3 protein-coding genes are annotated in these 2,807 nt (G+C 73.9%); 2 read left to right on the top strand and 1 reads right to left on the bottom strand.

From position 1 onward, the window contains the following. The coding region (locus VR45_RS40895) for a ketoacyl-ACP synthase III family protein (protein ID WP_045945051.1) at nucleotides 1-1,008 on the top strand (1,008 nt) is incomplete at its 5' end. A gap of 123 nt (nucleotides 1,009-1,131) precedes the next feature. Here VR45_RS40895 and VR45_RS40890 read toward each other — a convergent pair. Continuing rightward, the gene (locus tag VR45_RS40890) at nucleotides 1,132-1,818 is read right to left on the bottom strand and encodes an aspartate/glutamate racemase family protein (RefSeq protein WP_045945050.1); all 687 of its coding nucleotides are present in this window, start codon (nucleotides 1,816-1,818) and stop codon (nucleotides 1,132-1,134) included. Nucleotides 1,819-2,043: 225 nt separating this feature from the next. On the opposite strand from VR45_RS40890, the gene VR45_RS40885 reads away from it, so the two are divergent. Further along, nucleotides 2,044-2,807, top strand: a 764-nt coding sequence (locus tag VR45_RS40885; RefSeq protein WP_045945049.1) for an FAD-dependent monooxygenase, incomplete at its 3' end; no start/stop codon positions are given.

Genomic DNA, 2,807 nt, shown 5'->3' with positions numbered 1-2,807 from the left:
CGGCGGTGGCCGGTCACCGAGGCGGTCGCGGCCGGCCGGCCCGGTGCGGCGGAGGCGCTCGCCGCCGGCTGGACCAGCATCGCGATCGCCGACGACACACCCGCCCCCGAACTGGCCGCGGAGGCGGGCCGGCTGGCCCTCAAGCGGTCCGGCCTGGCGGCCGAGGACGTGTGCCTGGTCCTGCACAGCGGCACCTACCACCAGGGCCCGGAGGGCTGGTACGCCGTCAACTACGTGCAGGACCAGGTCCTCGGCACGGCGGCGCCGGCGATCGGCCTGGACCAGGGCTGCACGGCGATGCTGGACGGCGCCCGCCTCGCGTACGGCTACCTCACCCACGCCCCGGAGGGGTCGGCCGTCCTGGTGACGGCGGCCGACAACTTCGGCACCCCGGCGGGCGACCGGTTCACCTACGCGGACGGCTGGGCCACCGGACGCGGATCGGTCCTGGGGGACGCCGGCTGTGCGGTCCTCCTGTCGGCCACCCCGGGTCCGCTGCGGATCCGCTCGCTCGTCCACTCCTCGATCTCCGCCTGGGAGCGGCTGTACCGGGGCGACGAGCAGATGTTCCCACCGGCCGCGACCGGCGGCACCCGGATGCCGCTGGGCCGCCGGATGGCCGACTACGCCGACAGCTTCCCGGACCGGGACCTGCGCCAGAGCATGGCCCGGCAGCTGATGGAGACCCGCACCGCCCTGGCCCGCCAAGCGATCGAGGAGGCGGGCCTCACCTCGGCCGACATCACCCGGGTCACCCATGTGTTCACCGGCAACCCCCGGTACCTGGAGGGCCTGCTGCGTCCACTGGGCATCGACCCCGCGCGCGGCATGCTCGACCTGGGCCGCACCCTGGGGCACGTCGCGGCGTGCGACCAGTTCCTCTCCCTGGACCACCTGGTGGAGAGCGGCGAGATCGGCCCCGGTGACCACGTCCTGCTCACCGGCAACGGCGCCGGGATCTCCCTGGCGAGCGCCGTGGTCGAGGTCCTGGAGCGCCCCGGCTGGTGACGGCGCCGGAGCGCCGTACCCTGCCGTGCTCTGCCGTGCCCTGCCCCGCCCCGGCGGCAGCCGGGCCGGGGCACTCCGCTCAGCGGGTGGGGCCTCCCCGCCGGGTCACGTGAGTCACCGGCGTCACAGTGCGGCGGTGACGGCGGCCTCGGCATGGATGCGGGTGGTGGGGAAGACCGGGACGGCGCTGTCGTCGGGCCCCACCAGGAGTTCGATCTCGGTGCAGCCGAGGATCACGCCCTCCGCGCCCTCCGCGACCAGCTCGGCGATCACCCGGCGGTACTCCGCGCGGGAGTCCTCACGGACCACCCCTAGGCACAGCTCCTGGTAGATCACCCGGTGCACCAGGGCCCGGCCCGCCCGGTCGGGGACGAGGACGTCCAGACCGTGGGAGGCCAGCCGGTCCCGGTAGAAGTCCTGTTCCATGGTGAAGGCGGTGCCGAGCAGCCCGACCCGGGTCACCCCGGCGGCCAGGACCGCCGCGGCCGTCGCGTCGGCGAGGTGCAGCAGCGGGACGGACACCGCGTCGGCCACCTGGTCGGCGACCTTGTGCATGGTGTTGGTGCAGATCAGCAGCAGCTCCGCGCCCGCCGCCTCGACCGCGCGGGCGGCATCGGCGAGCAGTCGGCCCGCCGCCTCCCACTCCCCGGCGGCCTGGAGCCGCTCGACCTCGGCGAAGTCCACCGAGTAGAGCACACACTTGGCGGAGTGCAGGCCGCCCAGCCGGTCCCGGGTGAGTTCGTTGAGGAGGCGGTAGTAGGTCGCGGTGGATTCCCAGCTCATACCGCCCAGCAGGCCTATGGTCTTCATCGCGCCACTCTGCCACGGTCGTCGAGGAGGCGGCGAACCGGACCGTGGGCGGACGGTCGGCGTCCATGACCGGAAAGGAAGCATTGTCACCCTATTCACCCCTGGGAGTGATTTATGTCGTTTCATGTATCCGACGGTGATTATGATCCACTTTCTGTGACTGAGCGTCAGAACTTCTCGAACACCGACCATGCGGGCCATGGCACGGCCGACCGAACCACCCAGGTGGTCGTCCTCGGCGCGGGCCCGGCGGGCCTGGTCCTCGCCAATCTGCTGCACCGGGCCGGCATCGACTGCGTCGTCCTGGAACGCGCCGACCGGGCCCGCTTACACAGCCGGGCCAGGGCCGGCTTCCTCGCCGAGAACACCGTCCGGACCCTGGACCGGCACGGCCTCGCCGAGGGCCTGCGCCGCCACGGCCGACCCCACGCCACCTGCGAGTTCCGCACCGACGACGGCAGCTTCCGCCTCGACTACGCCCGGCTCGGCCGCGGCGAGCGCCACACCGTCTACCCGCAGCAGTACCTCGTCGCCGACCTGCTCACCGCCTTCCTGGACGCCGGCGGGCAGATCCGGTTCGGCACCGAGGCGCTGCGGGTGCTGGACGCCGACGGCGACCGCCCGACCGTCGAGGCGCGCGGGCCCGACGGGGAGCCCCTCCGCTGGCGGGCCCGGTACGTCGCCGGCTGCGACGGCCGGCACGGCGCCGCCCGCCGCTCGCTGCCGCCCGGCACGGTCGTCCACCGCCACGACCACGGCCTGTCCTGGCTGGGCCTGCTGGTCGCGGCACCGCCCAGCCTGGACGCGGTCGGCTACGCGGTGCACGAGCGCGGCTTCGCCGGGCACATGGCCCGCACCTCCGACATCACCCGCTACTACCTCCAGTGCGAACGCGGCACCGTGCCCGAGGACTGGGACGAGGACCGCGTCTGGCACGAACTCGACCTGCGGATGCGCGCCGCGGAACACGGCCCGCTGCACCGGGGGAG

It is taken from the genome of Streptomyces sp. NRRL S-495 (assembly GCF_000966955.1).
Lineage (GTDB): Bacteria > Actinomycetota > Actinomycetes > Streptomycetales > Streptomycetaceae > Kitasatospora > Kitasatospora purpeofusca.
Note: the sequence above shows the minus strand (reverse complement) of the source record. Positions and strands in the feature narration are given on the sequence as shown.

Coding starts and splice junctions, on each gene's coding strand:
- VR45_RS40890 (WP_045945050.1), bottom strand. CDS start 1,818: ATGAAGACCATAGGCCTGCTGGGCGGTATGAGCTGGGAATCCACCGCG.